At 69.4% G+C, this 14,723-nt stretch carries 13 protein-coding genes; 6 read left to right on the top strand and 7 right to left on the bottom strand.

Translation table 11 applies throughout. The features are described 5' to 3' along the window. Nucleotides 1–30: 30 nt before the first annotated feature. From ACLF6P_RS20070 to ACLF6P_RS20055, 4 genes are all read right to left on the bottom strand, one after another. Nucleotides 31–1,506 carry a glycoside hydrolase family 3 protein gene (locus tag ACLF6P_RS20070; protein ID WP_415951926.1) on the bottom strand — a complete coding sequence of 492 codons (1,476 nt, stop codon included), beginning with the start codon at nucleotides 1,504–1,506 and terminating at the stop codon, nucleotides 31–33. Nucleotides 1,507–1,515: 9 nt separating this feature from the next. Continuing rightward, nucleotides 1,516–2,397: a carbohydrate ABC transporter permease gene (locus ACLF6P_RS20065; RefSeq protein ID WP_415951969.1), complete on the bottom strand. Its 882-nt coding sequence runs from the start codon at nucleotides 2,395–2,397 to the stop codon at nucleotides 1,516–1,518. Nucleotides 2,398–2,402: 5 nt separating this feature from the next. Then, nucleotides 2,403–3,419: a carbohydrate ABC transporter permease gene (locus ACLF6P_RS20060; RefSeq protein WP_415951925.1), complete on the bottom strand. Its 1,017-nt coding sequence runs from the start codon at nucleotides 3,417–3,419 to the stop codon at nucleotides 2,403–2,405. A 229-nt stretch (nucleotides 3,420–3,648) separates the two neighbouring features. Further along, nucleotides 3,649–4,932: an extracellular solute-binding protein gene (locus tag ACLF6P_RS20055; protein WP_415951923.1), complete on the bottom strand. Its 1,284-nt coding sequence runs from the start codon at nucleotides 4,930–4,932 to the stop codon at nucleotides 3,649–3,651. Nucleotides 4,933–5,248: 316 nt separating this feature from the next. Here ACLF6P_RS20055 and ACLF6P_RS20050 point away from each other — a divergent pair, with 316 nt between their 5' ends. The 4 genes from ACLF6P_RS20050 (at nucleotide 5,249) to ACLF6P_RS20035 (ending at nucleotide 8,980) form a co-directional block, all read left to right on the top strand. Next, the gene (locus tag ACLF6P_RS20050) at nucleotides 5,249–6,028 is read left to right on the top strand and encodes a GntR family transcriptional regulator (RefSeq protein WP_415951968.1); all 780 of its coding nucleotides are present in this window, start codon (nucleotides 5,249–5,251) and stop codon (nucleotides 6,026–6,028) included. Between the two features lie 196 nt (nucleotides 6,029–6,224). Continuing rightward, the gene (locus ACLF6P_RS20045) at nucleotides 6,225–6,515 is read left to right on the top strand and encodes a DUF3311 domain-containing protein (protein ID WP_415951922.1); all 291 of its coding nucleotides are present in this window, start codon (nucleotides 6,225–6,227) and stop codon (nucleotides 6,513–6,515) included. Further along, entirely contained in the window at nucleotides 6,512–8,119 is a 1,608-nt protein-coding gene (gene mctP / locus ACLF6P_RS20040) for a monocarboxylate uptake permease MctP (protein WP_415951921.1), read from the top strand. Before ACLF6P_RS20045 ends, mctP begins: the two co-directional genes overlap by 4 nt. 120 nt (nucleotides 8,120–8,239) lie before the next feature. Continuing rightward, nucleotides 8,240–8,980, top strand: coding sequence for a class I SAM-dependent DNA methyltransferase (locus ACLF6P_RS20035; RefSeq protein WP_415951919.1), 741 nt, complete (start codon nucleotides 8,240–8,242; stop codon nucleotides 8,978–8,980). A gap of 27 nt (nucleotides 8,981–9,007) precedes the next feature. On the opposite strand, the gene nagB is transcribed toward ACLF6P_RS20035, so the two are convergent. Beyond that, entirely contained in the window at nucleotides 9,008–9,793 is a 786-nt protein-coding gene (gene nagB, locus ACLF6P_RS20030) for a glucosamine-6-phosphate deaminase (protein WP_415951918.1), read from the bottom strand. Between the two features lie 180 nt (nucleotides 9,794–9,973). Here nagB and ACLF6P_RS20025 point away from each other — a divergent pair, with 180 nt between their 5' ends. Continuing rightward, nucleotides 9,974–11,029 carry an SIS domain-containing protein gene (locus tag ACLF6P_RS20025; RefSeq protein WP_415951916.1) on the top strand — a complete coding sequence of 352 codons (1,056 nt, stop codon included), beginning with the start codon at nucleotides 9,974–9,976 and terminating at the stop codon, nucleotides 11,027–11,029. Nucleotides 11,030–11,395: 366 nt separating this feature from the next. Next, entirely contained in the window at nucleotides 11,396–12,862 is a 1,467-nt protein-coding gene (locus tag ACLF6P_RS20020; protein ID WP_415951966.1) for a sensor histidine kinase, read from the top strand. A gap of 288 nt (nucleotides 12,863–13,150) precedes the next feature. Here the strand turns inward: ACLF6P_RS20020 and ACLF6P_RS20015 are convergent, their stop codons facing one another. Then, complete coding sequence (locus tag ACLF6P_RS20015) at nucleotides 13,151–13,408, bottom strand: WhiB family transcriptional regulator (protein ID WP_016639615.1); 258 nt, start codon at nucleotides 13,406–13,408, stop codon at nucleotides 13,151–13,153. Between the two features lie 320 nt (nucleotides 13,409–13,728). Beyond that, nucleotides 13,729–14,697: a diacylglycerol/lipid kinase family protein gene (locus tag ACLF6P_RS20010; protein WP_415951915.1), complete on the bottom strand. Its 969-nt coding sequence runs from the start codon at nucleotides 14,695–14,697 to the stop codon at nucleotides 13,729–13,731. Nucleotides 14,698–14,723 lie beyond the last annotated feature (26 nt).

The following is a 14,723-nucleotide window of genomic DNA, read 5'->3' as shown; positions in this document are numbered from 1 at the left end:
CCCCCCGGCGCGCCCGCTTCACCGCGAGGGTCAGGCCTCGGTGAGCACCTCCGCCGCGGCTGTGCCGCAGACGCGGGCCGCGCCGTGGGTTGCCACGTGGGGGGTGCCGCGGGGTGGGGACTGGGGGACGCCCATTTCCACGACGGCCGTGTCGGGGCGGGCCGCGAGGAGGGCGTCAAGGGCTGCGGACATCCAGGCGTGGCGGTGGGCGTCGCGGACCACGGCAACGATGCGGCGCTCACCCGCCGCGGCCAGGACCTCGTCGGCGGAGACCCCCTCGCCGTAGGTGCCTGTGCCTGTGCCGGGCAGGCGGCGGGTGAGTTCCGCCGCCACGCCCCACGGCGTCTCGTGGCCCACCGCGATGTTGGCCATCGGAGTGAAGGCGGCGACGTAGGCGGGGGAGGTCAGGGCCTCGCGCTTGCCCGTCACCTTCAGGGCACGGCGGGCGGCGACCAGGCCGATGTCCGGCTGCGGGGCGCGTTCGGCCCGTACCGGAGCGGCCGTCCATTCCCCGAGCGCGCGGACCCGGGCGGCGGCGTCCGCGAGACGCTCCTCGGGGAGTTCGCCGCTGCGGACCGCCGCGACGAGCGCGTCGCGGAGGCGGACCACGGTGTCGTCGTCGGCGAGCCCGCCGCCGACGCAGATCGCGTCGGCGCCCGCGGCTATCGCGAGGACGCTGCCGCGTTCGATGCCGTGGGTCGCGGCAATCGCCTGCATTTCCATGCCGTCGGTGACGATCAGACCGTCGAAGCCGAGTTCTTCGCGCAGCAGCCCGGTGAGGATGCGGCGCGAGAGGGTCGCCGGGCGGTCGGTGTCGAGCGCGGGCAGCAGGATGTGCGCGCTCATCACGGCCTTGGTACCGGCCGCGATCGCGGCGCGGAACGGCTCCAGTTCGCGCTCCCGCAGCACGTCGACGGTGACGTCGATGCGCGGCAGCGCGTGGTGCGAGTCCACGTTCGTGTCGCCGTGGCCCGGGAAGTGCTTGGTGCAGGCGGCGACGCCCGAGGACTGCAGGCCGCGGACGTATGCGGCGGTGTGCCGGGCCACCAGGGCGGTCTCGGCGCCGAACGAGCGGACGCCGATGACCGGGTTGCCCGGATCGGAGTTGACGTCCGCGGACGGTGCCCAGTTGAGGTTGACGCCGCAGGCCGCGAGCCGGCGGCCGAGCTCGGCCGCGACGTCGTGCGTCAGGTCGGCATCGTCGACCGCGCCGAGCGCGTGGTTGCCGGGGAAGGAGGAGCCGGTGCGCACCTCCAGGCGGGTGACGTCGCCGCCTTCCTCGTCGATGGCGACGAGGACGCCGTCGCGCTCGGCCCGCAGCTGCGCGGTCAGGGCGGCCAGCTGCTCGGGCGTGTGGATGTTGCGGCCGAACAGCCCTACCGAGTGCAGGCCTTCGCCGATCCGGCGGAGCAGCCACTCGGGCGCGCTGGTTCCGACGAAGCCGGGCTGCAGGACGGCGAGGGCGTCGCGGGTCAGGGTGTCGGTACGGCGTGTCAGGGTCGTCATGGCGTGTCGTTATCCCTTCACCGCGCCGGCGGTCAGGCCGCCCACGGCACGTCGCTGGAGGAAGATGAAGACCACGAGCACCGGCAGGGCGAAGAGCGTGGACGCGGCCATCGTGGCCCCCCAGTCGTTGCCGAACGCAGTCTGGAACTGGGTCAGCCACAGGGTGAGCGTCTGCGACTCCTTCTCCTTGTTGAGGATCAGGACCATCGCGAACTCGTTCCACGCCGTGATGAAGCCGAACAGCGAGGTGGACATCAGACCGGGGGCGAGCAGCGGGAAGATCACCTTGCGGAAGGCCTGGCCCCGGCTGCAGCCGTCGATCAGGGCCGCTTCCTCCAGCTCCTTCGGCACGGCGGCGATGAAGCCGCGCAGCGTCCAGATCGTGAAGGGCAGCACCATCACGAAGTAGATCGCGGTCAGCATCGGGATGCTGTTCAGGAGCCCACCGTCGCGGGAGATCAGGTACATCACGATCACCATGACCTCCCACGGCGCCATCTGGGCCATCATCACGGCGAGTACGAGGCCCTTGCGGCCACGGAACTTCATCCGCGCGATGGCGAAGCTGGCCGCCAGGGCGACGAGGAGCGAGAGGAGTACGGCGCCGACGGTGACGGTGAAGCTGTTGGCGACGTAGGTCCAGAAGAGGTCGACGCCGGTCGCCGTCGTGTAGTTGTCGAAGGTCGGTGTGAAGACGAAGGCCGGGTCCTTCGTGAGGATCTCGGTCTTCGGCTTCAGCGAGGACGCGATCATCCAGTAGACGGGGAACAGGAACGCGACCGCCAGAACGAGCGCGGTGAGGTTCTTGCCGGTGGCCGCGGCGAAGGACCTGGCGGGCTTCTTGTTGGGGCGCGGTGCGGGAATCCTGGTGCTCACGGATGCCTGGGACATGGTGCTCACTGCTCCTCCTCCTGCTTCAGGATCAGGCGGAAGTAGAAGGACATGACGACGATCAGCATCAGGATCGTCAGGACGGAGATCGCCGCGGCGAGTCCGTAGTGCCCCTGGCTCTGGCCCTCGACATACGCGAAGACCGGGAGGGTCTCGGACGCCCGGTCCGGGCCGCCGCTGTTCATCACGTACACCTGGGCGAAGGCCTTGAAGATCCAGATGATCTCCAGGAACGTGGTGATGAGGAAGAACGGCTTGAGGTTGGGGAAGACCACGGCCCAGAAGGTGCGCCATCCGTTGGCGCCGTCCATCTTGGCCGCCTCGTAGAGCTCGCTGCCGACGGTCGTCAGGGCGGCGTACATGTTGAGCGCGACGAACGGGATCGAACCCCAGACCAGCAGCACGGTGATGATGGTCAGCGTCGACAGGCCGGTCTCGAACCAGTTGTGCTGCTCGTAGCCGTCGAAACCGAGCGTGCGCATCAGCCAGTTGGCGACGCCGAACTGCTCGTCGAAGAGCCAGCGGAAGACGGTGACCGACGCCACGATGGGCATCGCCCACGCCATCACCAGCGCGGTGGAGAGCACCAGGCGCATCTTCTTGCCCAGCCGGTTGAGCAGGATGCCGATCAAGGTGCCGATGGCCATGATCAGGGCGACGTTCACCGCGGTGACGAGGAAGCTGCGCAGCGCGACGGTCCAGAAGTCCGGATCCTTCAGCAGCTTCGTGTAGTTGTCGAAGCCGGTCCAGACGGTCTCGCGGGTGATCAGTTCCTTCCGGTTGAGCTGCTGGAAGGAGAGGATCACATTGCGGAGCAGCGGATAGAGCAGCAGAACCGCGCCGCTGATCACTGCCGGCGCGATCAGCAGATAGGGCAGCAGTCCCTGGGGCAGGACACGCCTGCCCCGTGGCGGCTGACGGACTTCCTTGGATCCGGCGGTGGGCGGCGGAGTCGTCTCCGACACCTTTCCGGGCGCGTCCCCCACCGTGGAGGCCACCACTGGTTCGGAGTGCACGGTCATGGTCTACTTCCTCGCGGTTCAGGGGCGCCCGCGCCCCGGCTTCCTCGCGGTTCAGGGGCGCCCTCGCCCCCGGCTTCCTCGCGGTTCAGGGACGACCTCGCCCCCGGCTTCCTCGCGGTTCAGGGACGACCTCGCCCCCGGCTCTGCGGCAGTACGCGGGTCCACCACCCCCGCATGAACGGGCGGTACGGCCGGCGTCAGGGCGCCGGCCGTACCGCCCGGGGGAGTGCTACTCCTGGTTGATGCGCTCGGTGATGACCTTGTCGGCTTCCTCGCCGGCCTTCGCCGGGTCGGTCCCCTTGAGTACCTTGGTCATGTACTCCTTGATCGGGTTGGGGTTCGTCTCGACGTTCGCCCAGCCCGGGGTCACCGGGGTGATCTTGCCGACCGAGGCGGCCTGGCCCATGGCCTCGGCGAAGGAGCCGGCCTCGGGCGTGAACTGCGATGCCTCGTTGTTCGGCAGCAGACCGCCCGCGACGGCCTCGCTGTACTTGGCCATCTGGTCCTTGCCCGCGGCGAGGGCCAGCCACTCCTTGGCGAGGTCCTGGTTCGCGGAGCGCGCGGGGACGGCCAGGTTGGAACCGCCGAAGAAGACGCTGCCCGGCTTGTCGGCCGTCTTGCCCGGGATCGGGAAGTAGCCGAAGTCGGCCTTGCCGCCGGCCTCTTCGATGGCCGCGATGGCGCCGCCGGCCTCCCAGCCCAGACCGATCCAGGACGCGACATCACCCTTGGGCACGATGTCGGTGGACTGCTGCGGAGTCGCCTCGTCCTTGTCCTTGGGGGCGGTGGAGTAGGACTGCAGCTCCTTGTAGAAGTTCATCGCCTTGGTGGCCTCGGCGGAGGACATGGTGCCCTTCCACTTGTCGCCGTCCTTGACCGCGAGGTCGCCGCCCTCGTCCCAGATGAAGCCGGCGAGTACGTACCAGCTCTGGCCGGGGAGGTAGATGGGCTGCTTGGCGCCGTCGGCCTTGAGCTTCTTCAGGCCGTCGATCCACTCGTCGCGGGTCTTCGGCACGCTGACGCCGGCGTCCTTGTAGGCCTTCTTGTCGTAGATGACGACACGGTTGGCCGCGTACCACGGCACGGCGTACAGCTTGCCGTCCATCTCGGCGGAGGGCAGCATGCCCTTGTTCCAGCCGTCGTAGCCCAGCTGCTCCTTGTCACCGCTGAGGTCGGCGAGACCCTCGGTGGCGGCGTAACCCGCGGTCTGCGTGTTGCCGAGCTCGATGACGTCGGGCGGGGTGTCCTCGGAGAGGGCCGTGGTGACCTTCTCCTGGATGCCGTCCCACTTCTGGGTCTCGACCTTGACCTTGACGCCCTCGTGCTGGGCCTCGAACTCCTTGTTGACCTCGTTGATCCAGGCCTCCGGAGCGGAGCCGTCCATGACCCAGACCTTGAGGACGGTGTTACCGTCCTTGTCCTTCGTGCCTTCGCTGCCGCTGTCCGAGCCACAGGCCGCGACACCGGACATCATCGCTGCGACGCCCACGGCCGCAATCAGCTTGCGCTTCACGTCACCCTCCTCAGGGATCTGCCCACCCCCCTGCCCCCTGCGGTGACATACGCCAAGTACTCCCGTGGGGCTGGGACCTGATCTTTAATGGTGTAGACCAGTACGGGGAGCTTGGCCTAGACCTTTAGGGGTGTCAAGGGTGTATAAGAGGGGTCCCTCATCCCGTTACCGGACCGACACCTGAGCGACAGCGGCAGGCCGGGACAGGGCCGTGTCAGGATGTGAGCCGCGACAGACGGAGGAGCCGGTGACGGCAGCAGCACAGGAGCCGCGAGCGAGCGCCACACTCGGCGGCGGCCAGGAGACGGGCGGACGTATGGGCACCGAGCCGGGCAGCGCCGGCGGCAACGCCACGGGGACGGAAGCGACGGGCACCCCGCGTGCCGCGCGCGTCCCCAAGTACTACCGCCTCAAGCGGCACTTGCTCGACATGACCGAGACGCTGCCGCCCGGCACCCCCGTACCGCCGGAGCGCACGCTCGCCGCCGAGTTCGACACCTCGCGCACCACCGTGCGCCAGGCCCTGCAGGAACTGGTGGTCGAGGGGCGCCTCGAACGGATCCAGGGCAAGGGCACCTTCGTGGCCAAGCCCAAGGTCTCGCAGTCGCTCCAACTCACCTCGTACACCGAGGACATGCGCGCCCAGGGCCTCGAACCCACCTCGCAGCTCCTCGACATCGGCTACGTGACGGCGGATGACTCGCTCGCCGGACTGCTCGACATCACGGCGGGCAGCCGGGTCCTGCGCATCCAGCGCCTGCGTCTGGCCAACGGCGAGCCGATGGCCATCGAGACCACCCACCTGTCGGCCAAGCGCTTCCCGGCGCTGCGCCGCTCGCTGGCCAAGTACACCTCGCTCTACACCGCGCTCGCCGAGGTCTACGACGTCCATCTCGCGGAGGCCGAGGAGACCATCGAGACCTCCCTGGCCACCCCCACCGAGGCGGCGATGCTCGGTACGGACGTGGGGCTGCCGATGCTGATGCTCTCCCGCCACTCGCTGGACGCGGAGGGCAAGCCGGTGGAGTGGGTCCGCTCCGTCTACCGCGGCGACCGCTACAAGTTCGTGGCCCGCCTCAAGCGCCCGCAGGACTGAGGCCGAAGGAAGCCGAAGGAACAAGCCCCGCCGAGGACCGGCCCCACGGGAACCCACAGGAACAAGTGCGGACAACGCCCCCTGCTTCGGTACCGATAACCGGACAGGGGGTTCCGCCACGCGAGAAGCATCCCCTAGATTGCCTGCGCACCAAGCCGAGTGATCAACAGCAGCGAGAGCGATCGGGGGATGCTTCATGTTGGAGAAACCAGGCGCGCGGGACCGGAACGAACCGGTGGTGACACCGGTCCGCATCGTCATCGGCCTGTGTCTGTTCGCGCCGTTCGTGGCGATGCTCTGGGTGAGCTCGTACACGAAGACGGACCCCAAGTTCATCGGCATCCCGTTCTTCTACTGGTACCAGATGCTCTGGGTCGTGATCTCCACGGGACTCACGATGACCGCGTACCAGCTGTGGAAGCGTGACCAGCGCGCCCGCAAGGCCGCCGCGGCCGCCGCGCAGCAGGACGGGGGTGCCTCGGCATGAACGACGGCGTGAACGGCGTCGCACTCGCCGTCTTCATCTTCTTCTTCGTGCTCGTCACGGTCATGGGCTTCCTGGCCGCACGCTGGCGCAGAGCCGCCAACGAGCACAGCCTGGACGAATGGGGCCTGGGCGGCCGCTCGTTCGGCACCTGGGTCACCTGGTTCCTGCTCGGCGGCGACCTCTACACGGCCTACACCTTCGTGGCCGTCCCCGCGGCGATCTACTCCCTGGGTGCGGCCGGCTTCTTCGCCGTCCCGTACACCATCCTGATCTACCCGCTGATCTTCACCTTCCTGCCGCGCCTGTGGTCGGTCTCGCACCGGCACGGCTACGTGACCACCTCGGACTTCGTCCGCGGGCGCTTCGGCTCGAAGGGCCTGTCGCTGGCGGTCGCCGTCACCGGCATCCTCGCCACGATGCCGTACATCGCGTTGCAGCTGGTCGGCATCCAGGCCGTACTGGACGTGATGGGCGTCGGCGGCGGCGAGAACACCAACTGGTTCGTCAAGGACCTGCCGCTGCTCATCGCCTTCGGTGTGCTCGCCGCGTACACCTACTCCTCGGGTCTGCGCGCTCCCGCGCTGATCGCGTTCGTCAAGGACACGCTGATCTACATCGTGATCGCCGTCGCGATCATCTACATCCCGATCAAGCTCGGCGGCTTCGACGACATCTTCAGCTCGGCGAGCGAGAAGTTCGCCGAGACCGGCAAGGGCTCGCTGATTCCCGGCGAGGCCTCCCACTGGGCGTACGCCACCCTCGCGTTCGGTTCGGCGCTCGCGCTGTTCATGTACCCGCACTCGATCACCGCGACGCTCTCCTCCAGGAGCCGCGAGGTGATCCGCCGCAACACCACGATCCTGCCGCTGTATTCGGTGATGCTGGGTCTGCTCGCGCTGCTCGGCTTCATGGCGATCGCCGCCGGCATCACGGTGGAGAACGGCCAGCTGGCCATTCCGCAGCTCTTCGAGACCATGTTCCCGGACTGGTTCGCGGGCGTCGCCTTCGCGGCGATCGGCATCGGCGCGCTGGTCCCGGCGGCGATCATGTCCATCGCGGCGGCCAACCTGTTCACGCGCAACATCTACAAGGACTTCATCAGGCCGGACGCCACGGCCGCACAGGAGACCAAGGTCTCCAAGCTGGTCTCGCTGCTCGTGAAGGTGGGCGCGTTGATCTTCGTCCTCGGCATGGACAAGACGGTCGCGATCAACTTCCAGCTGCTCGGCGGCATCTGGATCGTGCAGACCTTCCCGGCCCTGGTCGGCGGCCTGTTCACGCGCTGGTTCCACCGCTGGGCACTGCTCGCCGGCTGGGCGGTCGGCATGCTCTACGGCACGATCGCGGCGTACAACGTCTCCTCGCCGACGCAGAAGCACTTCGCCGGCTCGCAGGCGAACATCCCGGGCATCGGCGAGATGGGCTACATCGGCCTGACGGCCTTCGTGCTCAACGCGGTCGTCACGATCGTCCTGACCTTCGTCCTCCGCGCGGCCAAGGCCCCGGAGGGCGTCGACGAGACGAGCCCCGCCGACTACACGGCGGACGCGGGCGACCCGGGCGTCAAGGCGGAGCTGCCGAAGACGGCGGGTTCCGGTCACTGATTCCGTCCGCCGGACACGCACCGGACGGCCCTGGTACGGGGATTCCCCACGCCAGGGCCGTTCCCGTCCTCGGAAAACCGCGTCGACACGGTCACCCGCCCGACGGCAGAGTGTTCTGCTGTGACGAGCAGCGAACTGTGGACCCAGGCCATGGCCGAACGCTACGACGCCGAGGAGGCCGAATCCTCCTCGGCCGCCGCACTCGGACCGGCCCTCGACTTCCTCGCCGAACTCGCCGGAGACGGCCGGGCGCTGGAATTCGCCATCGGTACGGGACGCGTCGGCGTCCCGCTGCGCGAGCGCGGCGTACCGGTGGCGGGCATCGAGCTGTCCGAGCCGATGGCGGCGGTGCTGCGCCGCAAGGTGGACGCGGAGCGGCTCCCGGTGACCATCGGGGACATGGCCACCACCCGCGTGCCCGGTGAATTCGCCCTGGTCTATCTCGTGTACAACACGATCTCGAACCTGCTCACACAGGACGAGCAGGTCGAGTGCTTCCGCAACGCGGCCCGCCACCTCGCGCCCGGCGGCCGCTTCGTCATCGAACTCGGCGTACCGCCCCTGCGGTTGCTGCCGCCCGGCCAGGTCGCCGTGCCCTTCGACGTCTCCGAGCGCCACCTGGGCTTCGACACCTTCGACCTCGTCGAACAGGTCCTCACCTCGCACCACCTCACGCGCGACGGGGAGAACGGCCGCTACCGGCGCGAGAACTCCCGCCACCGGTACGCCTGGCCGGCCGAACTGGACCTGATGGCGAAGCTGGCCGGTCTGGAGCCGGAGCGGCGCCTCGCGGACTGGGACGGCACGCCGTTCACCCAGGACTCCGCGAAGCACATCTCCGTCTGGCGCAAGCCGGTCTGAGGGCGGCCCCTCAGGGGGTGCGGTCCCTCAGATCCCCTGCCAGGACGGCTTGTTGGCGAAGGTGTGGCGGAAGTAGTCCGCCAGCTTGAGCTTGGAGGCGGCGGCCTCGTCGACCACGACCGTCGCGTGCCGGTGCAGCTGCAGCGCCGAGGCCGGCACGAGGGAGGCGACCGGCCCCTCGACGGTCTGCGCCACCGCCTCCGCCTTGCCCTCGCCGGTCGCGAGCAGCACGAGGTGCCGCGCATCGAGGATGGTGCCGATGCCCTGGGTGATCACGTGGTGCGGCACCTGGTCGATGTCGTCGTCGAAGAAGCGCGCGTTGTCGATCCGGGTCTGCTCGGTCAGCGTCTTGATCCGCGTACGCGAGGCGAGCGAGGAGCAGGGCTCGTTGAAGCCGATGTGGCCGTCGGTCCCGATGCCGAGGATCTGCAGATCCACCCCGCCGGCCGAGGCCAGCGCCGCGTCGTAGGCATCGCAGGCCGCCTGGACGTCCTCCGCGCTGCCGTCGGGCCCCATGAACTGGCCGGCGGGCAGCCCGAGCGGCTCGACGACCTGGCGCAGCACGGTCGCCCGGTACGACTCGGGGTGCCCGGCGGGCAGTCCCACGTACTCGTCGAGCTGGCAGATGCGGGCCCTGGAGGCGTCCACCGCACCGGCGCCCACCCGGGCGAGCAGTGCGTCGTAGACGGGCAGCGGGGTGGAGCCGGTGGCCACGCCGAGCAGCGCGTCGGGCTTGCGGGCCAGGAGGTCCACGATGGCCCCCGCGATCAGCTCGCCGCCTGCCTTGGCGTCCTTGACGATGACAACTTCCACGCTGGGCCTGCCGATCTGGAGAGTTGGACGGTGGGTGAGAGAAGACGTTTCGTGGTATAGACCAATCTAACAGAGCGGGGCCCGCCCTGCCCCCGGAACTGCTCCGCCCGTGCGCGGAGCGGCGCCCCGGCGCTCCCAGGGGGAGACTGAGGTCAGGTCAACCCGGGAAGGTAGCCACCCATGTCGCCTCTCAGTGATCAGGCGGGCCGGATCATGGCAGCCGAGATGGCGGAGCAGCCCGCCGTCCTCCGCCGGATCCTGGAGCAGGGGGCACCGAAGATCCGCGCCGTCGCCGGGCGGATCGCCGCCCGCGCCCCCCGCTTCGTCCTGCTCACCGCCCGCGGCACCTCCGACCACGCCGCCCTGTACGCGAAGTACCTGCTCGAGATCCGTCTGGGCCTGCCCTGCGGCCTCGCCTCCATGTCGACCACCACGGCCTACGGCGCCCGCCCCGACCTGCGCGATGTCCTCGTGATCGCGGTCAGCCAGTCCGGCGGCTCACCCGATCTGCTCGACTCCACGAAGGCCGCCCGCGAAGCCGGTGCGATCACGCTCGCCGTGACCAACAACCCCGACTCCCCGCTGGCCGCGCTCTCCGAGCACCACATCGACATCCTCGCCGGACCCGAGAGGGCGCTCCCCGCGACGAAGACCTACACGGCCTCCCTGCTCAGCCTCCATCTCCTTGTCGAGGGGCTGCGCGGCGGTGCGGGCACCGAGGCCGCCCGGCTGCCGGACCTGGCCGCCGGCCTCCTCGCCCGCGGGGACGAGGTGAAGCAGCTGGCCGCCCGCTACCGCTTCGCCGAGCGCATGGTCATCACCTCGCGCGGCTACGGCTATCCGACCGCGAAGGAGGCCGCGCTGAAACTGATGGAGACCAGCTACATCCCCGCCCTCGCGTACTCCGGGGCGGACCTGTTGCACGGGCCGCTCGCGATGGTCGACAACATCTCCCCGGTCATCGCGGTCGTCCCGGACGGCAAGGGTGGCGAGGCGCTGCAGCCCGTGCTCGACCGGCTCCGCGGCCGCGGAGCGGACCTCGTCGTCATCGGGCCCGGCCGCCAGGTCGCCGCCGCCTCGGGCGGTTTCGAACTGCCCACCCGGGACCTCCCGGAGGAGCTGCAGCCCGTCCTGGAGATCCTTCCCCTCCAGCTCCTCGCCTACGAGGTCACCATCGCCCGAGGCCAGGACCCGGACGCCCCGCGCGCCCTGGCCAAGGTCACGGAGACCATCTGATCCGTCCGATCCGGTACCGAACCGAGACTTCCCTCGCAGGCATGAACTTTTACCAGCGGGTAGACACTGGGAGAATCGACAGGAACGAACCGCTGCCGACGCATGGACATCCGAGAATGGTCTAGTCCACAATGCGGGAGCAGGCCGCCACGCAGGTGGTGAACAATGAACTTCCGCTCTTCCCGCACAGAAGAGCGGAGTGGGGTGCGGCGCTCTCTGCCCTGACCGCGCTCGCGCCCCCCACTCGGTCCCCGGGCCCGCACGCCCGATGACCGATGCAACTCCGGGCTGCGGTGCCGGGAGGGCTGAGGGTCCCTCCCAGCGCCGCGGCCCGCGGGTGTGGGTACGCTCGGCCACGTGCCCTCCATGAACGATCTCGTACGCCAGCACACCGCCCTCGGGGACAGTGACCTCGAGTGGCTGCATCTGCTGGTCTCGGAGTGGCAGCTGCTCTCCGACCTCTCCTTCGCCGACCTCGTCCTGTGGGTGCCCACACTCGACGGCACGCGCTATGTGTCCGTGGCCCAGATGCGCCCCAACACCGGCCCCACCTCGTACCAGGACGACATGGTCGGCCATCTGGTGCCGCGCGGCCGCCGCCCGATGCTGGACGCGGCGCTCGACGAGGGCCGGATCGTGCGCGAGGGCGATCCGGAATGGCGCGAGGAGGTCCCGGTCCGGGTCGAGTCCATCCCCGTACGCAGACAGGGCCGGGTGCTCGGTGTCATCGCGCGCAACACCAACCTGCTGACCGTACGCACCCCGAGCCGCCTGGAGCTCACGTATCTGCAGAGCGCCTCGGATCTCGCGCAGATGATCGAGGCCGGGGCCTTCCCGTTCCCCGGGCAGCAGGTCGACATGGACGCCTCACCGCGCGTCGGCGACGGGCTGATCCGGCTCGACGCCGACGGCATCGTCCAGTACGCCTCGCCGAACGCCCTCTCCGCGTACCACCGGCTCGGCCTCGCCGCCGACCTCGTCGGCCACCACCTGGGCAAGGCCACCGCAGAGCTCGCCCCCTCGCGCGGACCCGTCGACGAGGCGCTGGTCAAGCTGGCCAGCGGCTGGGCACCGCGGGAGACCGAGGTCGAGGGCACCGACTGCGTGATCCAGCTCCGCGCCATCCCCCTCAAGCCGAAGGGCACCCGGATCGGCTCGCTCGTGCTGCTGCGGGACGTCACCGAACTGCGCCGCCGCGAACGCGAGTTGATCACCAAGGACGCCACCATCCGGGAGATCCACCACCGGGTGAAGAACAACCTCCAGACGGTGGCCGCCCTGCTGCGGCTGCAGGCCCGCCGGATCGAGTCGCAGCGCGGCCGGGAGGCGCTGGAGGAGGCGGTGCGCAGGGTCGGCTCGATCGCCATCGTCCATGAGACGCTGTCCCAGAACCTCGACGAGCGCGTCGAGTTCGACGAGATCGCCGACCGGGTGCTCGCGATGGTCGCCGAGATCTCCCCGGGCAAGGTCACCGGCCGGCGCACCGGGCACTTCGGCATCCTCGACGCGGAGGTGGCCACCCCGCTCTCGATGGTGCTCACCGAAGTCCTGCAGAACGCGCTGGAGCACGGCTTCCGCGAAGGCGAGCACGGCACGGTGGAGGTCTCCGCGGTCCGCGGCGGCACCAGCAAGGAGGCCCGCCTGCTGATCACGGTCCAGGACGACGGCATCGGCCTGCCCGAGGACTTCGACGCCCAGCGCGCCGGCAACCTCGGTCTGCAGATCGTGCGCACCCTGGTCGAGGGCGAGCTCGGAGGGACCTTCGACATGCGGCCCGCACCGGAGCGGGGGACGCAGGTGCTCCTCGACATTCCGGTGAGCGCGCAGCGGTAGGCAAGGGCGCAGCGGTAGGCGAGCGCGCGTCGGCAGGCAGGAGTCGGCGGGGGAGCGCCACCGGTGCGGGGCTCGGCTGCGCGGGACGGACAGCTCGGCTGCGCAGGGCGGACAGCAGTAAGCCCCCGACCGGTCGGTCGGGGGCTCAAAGCTTCATGCGGCTCCGAGAGGAACCTCCCACTGAGGCGGTGGGGGCGCACTGAGGGTGCTGCGCGCTGCGGCTCGGGGGCGGGGGAGTGCGTACGCGGTGTACGCGCCGCCGGGCTCAGGTCCGTGCGGGGCGGAGTGTCAGGCGGAGGCCTGACGGGCTCGGTTGCGGGCGGCGCGGCGCTTCATCGCGCGGCGCTCGTCCTCGCTGAGGCCACCCCAGACGCCGGAGTCCTGGCCGGACTCGAGCGCCCACTGCAGGCACTGCTCCATGACGGGGCAGCGACGGCAGACGGCCTTGGCTTCCTCGATCTGCAGCAGCGCAGGACCGGTGTTGCCGATGGGGAAGAACAGCTCGGGGTCTTCCTCGCGGCAAACGGCGTTGTGACGCCAGTCCATGGCTGCTCCATCTCCTAGGTAGTGCTCTTGGCAGGTTGCTTGTGAATGTGAACGCTTTCACGAATCCCTCCGCAACGGAAGGGCCCTGGCCAGTTTCCTGGTGGAGGTCCTGTGAGAAGAGGAGGGGGTTCGGCTCTCTGTGGGGCTGGTGGTGCGAGCCGCGTCGAGCGCCAAGAAGAGATTCGCAAACCTCGACGGCGGATACAACCCCTTCCGGAAAGTTTTTTTTGATTCCTCGGTGTCGGCTAGCTCACAGCCGTACTTCCATGGGGTGGATCCTGGTCTAAACGTTCGAGTGAAAGGACTTTGGGCCCTTCCACTCACACAATCACACGCAGTGCACGGCGAACGCCTGTGAAGGTGACGCTCGTACGCAGCCCCAAGTGGTCACCGTCCATCTGAAGGGGGAGCGGAACCTTGGATTGCAAGGTGAAGTCCGTCAGATCGTGCAGCAGTTCGGCGTGCTTGCCGTGCGGGCCGCGCTCGGGGGACGAGGTGAGCAGCTGGGTGGCATACCGGGCCATCGCGGGCGTCGACAGCTTGCTCAGGCCGAGCACGTCGAGACCGGTGTCGAAGGACGCCCGCGGAGACGCGTAGACGGGCCGATTGCCCAGGTAGGTCCAGGGGGAGGTGTTGCAGACTATCGACAGCACAAGATCCCTGACGGGGTCCGCGCCGGGGCGGCTGAGCGTGATCGTGCCGTGCCGGCGGTTCGACTCGCCGAGGAACTGGCGGACCATCTGGCGCACGTACAGCGCGTGGGTGGAGCGCTTGCCGCGTTCCCGCTGCTGTTCGACCCGGCCGATGACACTCGCGTCGAAGCCGAGCCCGGCACAGAACGTGAACCAGCGTGCCGGGACACCCTCGTCCTCGCTGCCCTCCGTGCCGGAGGCGAGGCCGAGGCCGACGGTGCGGTGACTGCCCGTGCGCAGGGCGTCGAGGAGAGCGCCGGTGGCCTCGACCGGGTCGTTCGGGAGGCCGAGGGCGCGGGCGAAGACATTGGTGGAGCCACCGGGGACGACCGCGAGGCCCGGCAGGCTCTCGGGGCGGGGACCTTCGTGCAGCAGGCCGTTGACGACCTCGTTCACGGTGCCGTCGCCGCCGAGGGCGACGACCAGTTCCACGTTCCCGCCCTCCGCGGCCCGCCTGCCGAGGTCGCGGGCGTGGCCGCGGTACTCCGTGGTCACGACCTCGAGTTTCATCTCGCTGGCGAGGGCGTGGATCAGTACGTCGCGCGTGCGGGCACTGGTGGTGGTTGCTGCCGGGTTGACCACGAGGAGTGCGCGCATGCGGGAAGCGTACCCAGGGCGGTTGA

It is taken from the genome of Streptomyces lothianensis, from assembly GCF_047779955.1.
In the GTDB taxonomy this organism is placed as follows: Bacteria; Actinomycetota; Actinomycetes; order Streptomycetales; family Streptomycetaceae; genus Streptomyces.
This window is presented reverse-complemented; position numbering and strand designations above follow the sequence as displayed.

What these genes read in the sequence shown, in the direction of transcription:
- ACLF6P_RS20070 (WP_415951926.1), bottom strand. Translation starts at nt 1,506, where the DNA reads ATGACGACCCTGACACGCCGTACCGACACCCTGACCCGCGACGCCCTC.
- ACLF6P_RS20065 (WP_415951969.1), bottom strand. Translation starts at nt 2,397, where the DNA reads ATGTCCCAGGCATCCGTGAGCACCAGGATTCCCGCACCGCGCCCCAAC.
- ACLF6P_RS20060 (WP_415951925.1), bottom strand. Translation starts at nt 3,419, where the DNA reads ATGACCGTGCACTCCGAACCAGTGGTGGCCTCCACGGTGGGGGACGCG.
- ACLF6P_RS20050 (WP_415951968.1), top strand. Translation starts at nt 5,249, where the DNA reads ATGGGCACCGAGCCGGGCAGCGCCGGCGGCAACGCCACGGGGACGGAA.
- ACLF6P_RS20045 (WP_415951922.1), top strand. Translation starts at nt 6,225, where the DNA reads ATGTTGGAGAAACCAGGCGCGCGGGACCGGAACGAACCGGTGGTGACA.
- mctP (WP_415951921.1), top strand. Translation starts at nt 6,512, where the DNA reads ATGAACGACGGCGTGAACGGCGTCGCACTCGCCGTCTTCATCTTCTTC.
- ACLF6P_RS20025 (WP_415951916.1), top strand. Translation starts at nt 9,974, where the DNA reads ATGTCGCCTCTCAGTGATCAGGCGGGCCGGATCATGGCAGCCGAGATG.
- ACLF6P_RS20020 (WP_415951966.1), top strand. Translation starts at nt 11,396, where the DNA reads ATGAACGATCTCGTACGCCAGCACACCGCCCTCGGGGACAGTGACCTC.
- ACLF6P_RS20015 (WP_016639615.1), bottom strand. Translation starts at nt 13,408, where the DNA reads ATGGACTGGCGTCACAACGCCGTTTGCCGCGAGGAAGACCCCGAGCTG.
- ACLF6P_RS20010 (WP_415951915.1), bottom strand. Translation starts at nt 14,697, where the DNA reads ATGCGCGCACTCCTCGTGGTCAACCCGGCAGCAACCACCACCAGTGCC.